The sequence below is a fragment of the Rhodopseudomonas sp. B29 genome (assembly GCF_000333455.1).
Taxonomy (GTDB): Bacteria; Pseudomonadota; Alphaproteobacteria; order Rhizobiales; family Xanthobacteraceae; genus Rhodopseudomonas.
On record NZ_BADD01000715.1, the window covers coordinates 23,794 to 31,014 of the forward strand.

General features: G+C 64.4%; 4 protein-coding genes and 1 pseudogene. 2 read left to right on the forward strand and 3 right to left on the reverse strand.

The features are described 5' to 3' along the window. Positions 1 to 144 precede the first annotated feature (144 nt). Positions 145 to 963: a DUF3108 domain-containing protein gene (locus I5M_RS25840; protein WP_040771906.1), complete on the reverse strand. Its 819-nt coding sequence runs from the start codon at positions 961 to 963 to the stop codon at positions 145 to 147. 390 nt (positions 964 to 1,353) lie between these two features. Here I5M_RS25840 and rpmB point away from each other — a divergent pair, with 390 nt between their 5' ends. Together rpmB and I5M_RS25855 are read left to right on the forward strand one after the other, a co-directional pair. After that, on the forward strand, positions 1,354 to 1,659 hold the full coding sequence (gene rpmB, locus I5M_RS25850) for a 50S ribosomal protein L28 (RefSeq protein WP_022724043.1): 306 nt from the start codon (positions 1,354 to 1,356) through the stop codon (positions 1,657 to 1,659). 333 nt (positions 1,660 to 1,992) lie between these two features. Beyond that, positions 1,993 to 5,202, forward strand: a complete 3,210-nt coding sequence (locus tag I5M_RS25855; protein WP_022724044.1) for a PAS domain S-box protein — start codon at positions 1,993 to 1,995, stop codon at positions 5,200 to 5,202. A gap of 118 nt (positions 5,203 to 5,320) precedes the next feature. Here the strand turns inward: I5M_RS25855 and I5M_RS25860 are convergent, their stop codons facing one another. Further along, the gene (locus tag I5M_RS25860; protein WP_376738701.1) at positions 5,321 to 6,334 is read right to left on the reverse strand and encodes an esterase-like activity of phytase family protein; all 1,014 of its coding nucleotides are present in this window, start codon (positions 6,332 to 6,334) and stop codon (positions 5,321 to 5,323) included. Positions 6,335 to 6,605: 271 nt separating this feature from the next. Further along, a pseudogene (locus tag I5M_RS25865) lies at positions 6,606 to 7,064 on the reverse strand (cobaltochelatase subunit CobT); the annotation flags it as partial. Positions 7,065 to 7,221 lie beyond the last annotated feature (157 nt).

Below are 7,221 nucleotides of genomic sequence, written 5' to 3' on the forward strand. Positions count from 1 at the left end.
GTCGGTTGTGGATGCCTCCTTCCCACCAGATAAGGTGCGCTCGCGACCCTCGACAGGCCTCGATCAGGCAGTTGCGCCGATTCACAGGCGTTCGACGAATCGTCGCTGAGTCAACAGGATTCAGCGCGAGGCGTTCAAGGCGCCTCAGTGGCTGCGAGAGGCCGATTTCGGCGGCATTGCGCTGACGACGAATTGTGTCGCCTCAAGCACGGCATTGCCGAGCGGCGTCGGGATCTTGACCTTGAACGGCACCAGCACCCGCGTGCCGGTCAGCGGCACCAGCCAGACTTCCATTTTGCGCTGCTCGATCAGGTATTTGATCGCGGCGCGGTCGGGGATGTAGCCGGAGATCGGCGAGAAATAGATCGCACAGACCAGCGCCGGGCCCGCATAGCCCTTCTCGGCCTTCACGGTCTCGATGCGCTTGTAGTCGAGCTTGAGGTCATAGCGCATCCGGCCGTCGAAGATCGGCGTCGCGGTCCGGCAGGTGTCGGGGCTCATCGGATCACCGGTGCCGGGCGCGCGCACCAGCGAGCCGGTCATCGGATCGAGCACGCCGCGCTTATGCGCGTCGGTCACCGGGATGCGGTCGGCATCGACCGGCGGCTCCGGCTCGATCGAGAACTCCTTCACGTTACCGCTGTTCAGCGTCATCCGGATGGTCTCGGCCTTCTTGCCGCTGGCGATATTGGCCGTGTAGGTCGCCGGCACCATCTGGTCGCCGACGATTTTGCCCTGGGATGCGCCGCTGCCGTGGCCGCTGGAAAAGGCCTGCAGCAAGCCGGACGTCGCCCCAGTGGCGGAGGCCGCATAGCGATCGTCGTCGATTTCGATGACCCAGGCGCCCTTGCCGACCTCGATGCCGGCCAGCGACGCTTCGTAGCGGGCGTCGAGCTTGGCCTGGGCGCAGGCCGAATCTGGGAGAACGACACCCAGCACTGCGGCGGTAAAGGCCCCTGCCACAGTCCTGCACCCGAAGAAGGCCCGCATCCGGCGGGACAAAATCCGCGCAACCGCTGGCGATCCGGCTGCGCTGTCGAAACCATTCATCACGAGGGGCGGCCCTGCGAGTGCGATCGCACCCGGTTGCATCTTCTTCTGTTGCATGGCAATCGGACCAGAACAATGCGAAGCCGATTAAGTCGTTAATATGGTGCGGGATAGGTCGCCCGCAGCCGAGGTCGGATGCCGCAGGCGTGGTCGGTTCCGCGCGAATCATCGGCGTTGCCGTACTCCGCGACCTTGACGCTGCGCATCCCTCCGACTATACGTCCGCGGTTCCTGAAATGGACGATTGAACGAAGCCTCGCGCCTGCATCGGTGGGCCGGCGGGGAGTACAGAGGATTTTCGCCATGTCCCGGCGCTGCGAACTGACCGCCAAGGGTGCCCAGGTCGGCCACAAGGTCAGCCACTCGAACATCAAGACCAAGCGGCGTTTCCTGCCCAATCTGGTCAACGTCACCTTCTTGTCCGACGCGCTCGGCCGCCCGGTGCGGCTGCGGGTGTCGACCAATGCGCTCAAGAGCGTCGACCATCGCGGTGGCCTCGATGCCTATCTGCTCAAGGCCAGCGACGCCGAGTTGTCGCCGAAGGCTGTCGAGCTGAAGCGTGCCATCGCCAAGAAGAAGTCGGCCGAGCCGGTCGCCGCGGCGAGCTGATCGGCCTCTCGCGCGCCGAATCGATAGTTTGAACGACGAAACGGCCGGGTCCGGAGATCCGGCCGTTTCGTTGTGACGTTTACTGTTTGTAGTGGAATACAGCGGCGTGAACCCGCTGGCTGATGTTTGATGGTACCAATTTCACGGTACAGAGCTCGCCCACAGCTTCGTAACGGCCCCAGATCACTCCTTTGGTCGAATCACCGTAGATTACCGAGGTGACGGGAACTCGGGCCGATGCGCAACTCCTGCGACGGTGCGATCCGTCGTCGAGGGAAGCGCAGCGGGCGCGCGGTCAAGCGCCTGCGCCGATCGCATCGTGCAGAGGGCGCAATGAAGCTTTCGACTCGATTGACGTTGGCGATGGTAGCGCTGGTCCTGGTGACCACCGCGGTCCTCGGGGTTCTCAATTACTACAACGTCGTCGAGCTGGTGATGCCGCGCGCCCTGGCCCGGCTGCAGACCAACGCCAGTCTGAATGCCGCACTCCTCGACGCGGCAATACGAAATACACGCGCCGACGCCGCCAGCGCCCAAGTCTCTCCAGCACTGCGTGATTTGTTGACCGTTCGGCGTGACGCGATCCGTGCCGGCGCGCCGGAGCCGCCGAACTGGCGACGACGGATCGAGGAGCGGTTCGTCGCCGAGCTTTCCGCCAAGCCGGCAGCCGCGATTCTGCGCATCATCGCGCCGGACGACGGTGGTCTCGAGTTGGTCCGCGTCGATCGCCTTGGACCGAATGGCTCAGTCCGGATCGTGCCGTCATCACAGCTGACGAGGCGTGGCGACCGGGCCTATGTGAAGGACGGCCTGGCGTTGCCGCCGGGCCGAATCTCGATCTCCAAGATCGAGCTCAACAAGGCCGACAAGGGTCTCGAAATCCCCCACATACCGACGGTGCGGACCATGGCGCCGATCGACGCCGCCGACGGCTCGCGGCTGGGGCTTCTGGTCATCAACACGGATCTACGAACCGAGCTCTCCCGTATTCGCAAGAGCGCCGAATCCGGCAACCAGATCTACGTCATCAACCAAGACGGCGATTATCTGCTGCATCCCGACCCCTCTCAGGAGTTCGGTTTCGATCTTGGTGCAAGGCATCGCCTCCAGGACGAGTTTTCCGATGTCTCCAGCCTGCTTACTTCGGCCGGGCCGCCGCGCGTCGTGACGAATGCCGCCGGCGCCCGGTTCGGCCTCGGCTGGAGTTGGGTCCGGCTCGCCGACGGGCCGCTTATCGCGGTGGTGGAGATGCGGCCCTACGCTCTGCTGGCGGCTGCTCAGACTGCTATTCGCAACTCTACTATCTCGGTCGGCGTGGTGGCGATCCTGCTGGCGATGGTGGTGGCCATCCCGCTGGCGCGGTCGCTGACCAAGCCTCTGGTTCGGATCACCCGCTCGGTCGAGGCGTTCTCGCGCGGCGAAGCCGTCGAAGTCACTCCCGGCGGCAGCCGCGAAATCAGCGTCCTGGCCGAGGCCTTGATGCGCATGAGCAGCGAATCCGATAGCAAGGCCAAAGCGCTGGCCGACGAGGCCGATCAACGCAACCGCCTCTCCGGGGTGCTGCAGAACACCATCGACAACATGGTCGATCCGGTGCTGGTGGCCGATGCGCAAGGGATGGTGATCCTCACCAATCCGGCTGCTCGAGCATTGTTTGGTCAATTGTCCGGCGTCGGGCTGCTCAACACGACGCGCTCCTTCGAACGGTTTCTTCCCGACGGCAGCCCGCTCGATCCGGAATACTCGCCGCTGCGGCGCGCCTTCCTGGGCGAAACCATCGAGAACTTCGAATTCATCGTGCAGCGGCACGGATCCAACCACCGCTCGTATCTCATCGCCAATGGTCGTCCGCTGCGTAGCGAAAGCGGCGAGATCCAAAGCGCCGTGATGGTGTATCACGACATCACCAAGACCAAGATGGTCGAACAGGCGTTGCGCCGCAGCGAGCAGATGGCGCGTGCGATCATCGACACCGCGCTCGACGCTTTCATTCAGGTCGACGCTGCCGGCACGGTGACCGAATGGAGTCCGCATGCGGAGCTGATGTTCGGCTGGAGCCGCGCCGAAACCCTCGGGCGCGACGTGTTCGAACTGATCATTCCGCCCGACAAGCTTCCCGAATGGGCGGAGAGTTTTTCGAAGTTCACGTCGTCGCTCGGCCGCGACAACAGCGGCTTCCGCGTCGAGATCGAGGCCATCCGCCGCGACGGCTCGCCGATCCCGATCGAAGTCGCGATGACCGGGCTCTATCTCGACGGCAGCTTCGTCATCAACGCCTTCCTTCGAGATCTCACTGAGAAGATCGCCTTCGAGGAGCAACTACGTCAGTCGCAGAAAATGGAGTCGATCGGCCAGCTCACCGGTGGCATCGCACACGACTTCAACAACATGCTGACGGTGATCACCGGCACCATCGACGTCATCAGCGACGGCGTCGCCGATCAGCCACACCTCGCCGCCATCGCCAGACTGATCAGCGAGGCCGCGGATCGCGGCGCCGAATTGACGAGGCTTCTGCTCGCCTTCGCCCGCAAACAGCCGCTGCGTCCGGACGAGACCGACCTCAACGCGCTGGTGGCCGGATTGCGCAGCCTGTTGCGGCCGACGCTCGGCGAGCAGATCGAAGTCGAGACCGTGCTGGCACCTGATACGTGGCCGATCTACGTGGATCGAGGCCAACTGGAATCGGCGCTGGTCAATCTCGCCGTCAACGCGCGCGATGCCATGCCGGGCGGCGGCAAGCTGACGCTCGAAACTGCCAACGTCACCATCGACGCCGAACTGGCGCGACGGCTGGCCGGCATGACGCCCGGCGACTACGTAACCATCGCGATCACGGATTCCGGGAGTGGCATTCCTGAGCCGATTCGCAGCAAGGTGTTCGATCCGTTCTTCACCACCAAGGAGGTCGGCAAGGGCACCGGGCTCGGACTCAGCATGGTGTACGGCTTCATCAAGCAATCCGGCGGCCACATCACGCTGTACAGCGAAGAAGGCCTCGGCACCACGTTCCGACTCTATCTGCCGCGCGCGGTCTCGGAAATCGAGCATCACGTTGCCGCTGCCGCCGAGGAAGGCCCGGTGGGTGGCAGCGAGACCATCTTGGTGGTCGAGGACGACGCGATGGTGCGTAGCTATGTCAACGCCCAGCTCAGGAGCCTCGGTTACACCACGCTGTCGGTCGGCAACGCCGCCGCGGCACTCTCGATCTGCGACAGCAAGGCTGCGTTTGATCTGTTGTTCACCGACGTGGTGATGCCCGGCGCCTATAATGGGGTTCAGCTCGCGGCCGAGATGGCCAAGCGTCGGCCAGGGCTCAAAGTGCTGTTCACGTCGGGCTATTCGGAGAATGCGCTGATCCATCAGGACCGTGTGGACGCCGACATCCTGCTGCTATCGAAGCCATACCGCCGCGCTGATCTGGCGCGGATGATCCGGCGCGCGCTGACGGCGGCCCCCGAATTCGAGGCGGCGCAGCGCCAGGCGCTCGAGTTCGCCGCGGCCGCGGTGGAAAGCGCCAAGCGCGCAGCCTCCTCGGGCTAGAGTCTTTCGGTTCTGATAAAATCAGAAGCCGGAGTTCTGGTTTTGTTTTGGCACGTTTTCTTCACTCGGACCGGTGCCCACTTCGTGCGAAAACGTACTAATCTCAGTCGTACGCGGATTACTCCGGCGCCAACGTAAATTGCAGCAGCATCGTTCGCTGCAGCATCGAGAAGTTGTCGTCGGAGATCATCGTCAGCACGGTTTCGCCGTCGGCCGTGGTGAAGACGTCGAGGCCTTCGAGATTGTCGATCTCCATCCCCATGTCGGCGTCGAAGATCACCGGCCCATCGATCAGCGCGCCGGGTACAATCGAATTCAGCGCGATCCGGCGGATGCGGATGTGGACGCCTTCGAGCCAGGAGAATTTGCGCTCGAGGATCAGCAGTTCGCCGCCCGGCAGCAGAGCGGCGTCGCTGATGTCGAAGTTCTGAGTCCGCCGCACCGAAAACACGCCCGGCGTCTTGCCGCCGATCAGAAAGCCCATGATGTTGCGATCGGCGTCGAGGCCGCGTTCGGACAGCGCGATCAGCGTGCCGGCGAGCGGTTGACCTTTGGGGACGAACACCAGGGCTTCGATGCCCTTGTTGTTCGGGAGATGCCGCAGCGCCTGCGGCACCACGATGGGCTGGCCGCGCGCCTGGAAGCCATCGCGGCCGAAGTCGAACCTGACGATCTGGTTGACGCGCTCGAGGCCCACATAGGCGGTGCCGCCGTCGAAAGCGAGCGACTCCGAATCGTGCCAGCCGCGCGTATTCAGCGCGACGCCGTCGGCGCCGAGTAACGGTGCCGCCTCGACGTCGGCGAGTCCGGTCATGTCGCTGCCCGAATAGATGATCCGCCCGGTAAACCAACTGCCGTGGTCGGACAGCGCAACGAAGCGCTCGCCCTTGGGGTCGAGCCGCAGCGCCGACAACCCGCCGAAGCCACGAAATCCCGAACTCAGCACCAGGCCGCTGCGAAACCGCAGGCTGCCGAACTGCCGGCGTGACTTGTCGCGCAGATCGAACGCATCGATCGGCCGCGCCCGCACCTCGATGCGTTCGACCTTGGTGGTGCTGGTCGCGGTGAGTTCGTCGGTATCGTTCGGCGCCCGCGCAATCTGCGCCAGCGCCGGTTGCCGCGCTGATATCAGCGTAGCAAGACTTGCCGAAGTAACTGTTTGGAGAAAAAGCCGCCGCGACGTCCCCCCTCCCCCTTGCGGGGAGGGGTCGGGGGTGGGGGTCCACGAGGTGAGCGCATCGGCTGAGCGCGGCCGCAAAGTAAGCGCCTCGCCCGTGGTACCCCCACCCCCAACCCTCCCCCGCAAGGGGGGAGGGAGCTCGCCGTGCGCGAGATCCGCGCCTTGCTCAACGATGCTGATCAGCGAAGGCGAATATCGGCTCATCGCGCTTCGCGAGACCTCGTCAATGCAGCCGGCGTCGCGGCTTGCCGGGACTCGCGGAGGGGGCCGATGCCGTCTCGCTGAACAGCTCGGCCAGCTTCTCGGTGATGGCGCCGCCGAGTTCTTCGGCATCGACGATGGTGACGGCGCGGCGATAGTAGCGCGTGACGTCGTGGCCGATGCCGATGGCGATCAGTTCGACCGGCGAGCGGGTCTCGATCTCTTCGATGATGTGGCGCAGATGGCGCTCGAGGTAGTTGCCGGGGTTGACCGACAGCGTCGAGTCGTCGACCGGCGCGCCGTCCGAGATCATCATCAGGATCTTGCGCTGCTCGGGGCGGCCGAGCAGGCGCTTGTGCGCCCAGTCGAGCGCCTCACCGTCGATGTCGTCATCGACCAGATGATGCGCGTACCGGATGCCGCGTCGATTGCCGCCGCCCGCGTGTTGTCCGCGCGTCTCTCTCGCCGCGTCGGCGGATCGACGGGCGCGAATTTTATAGCACTGTGCTGGTGCGCGTCGGCGATGTTGCGCGACGGCCGCACGGGATCGCTTGTGACGGTGCTGTGCGATGACGGCGAGCGCTACTCGGACACGTACTACAACGATACTTGGCTGGACGAGCAGGGCATCGACATCG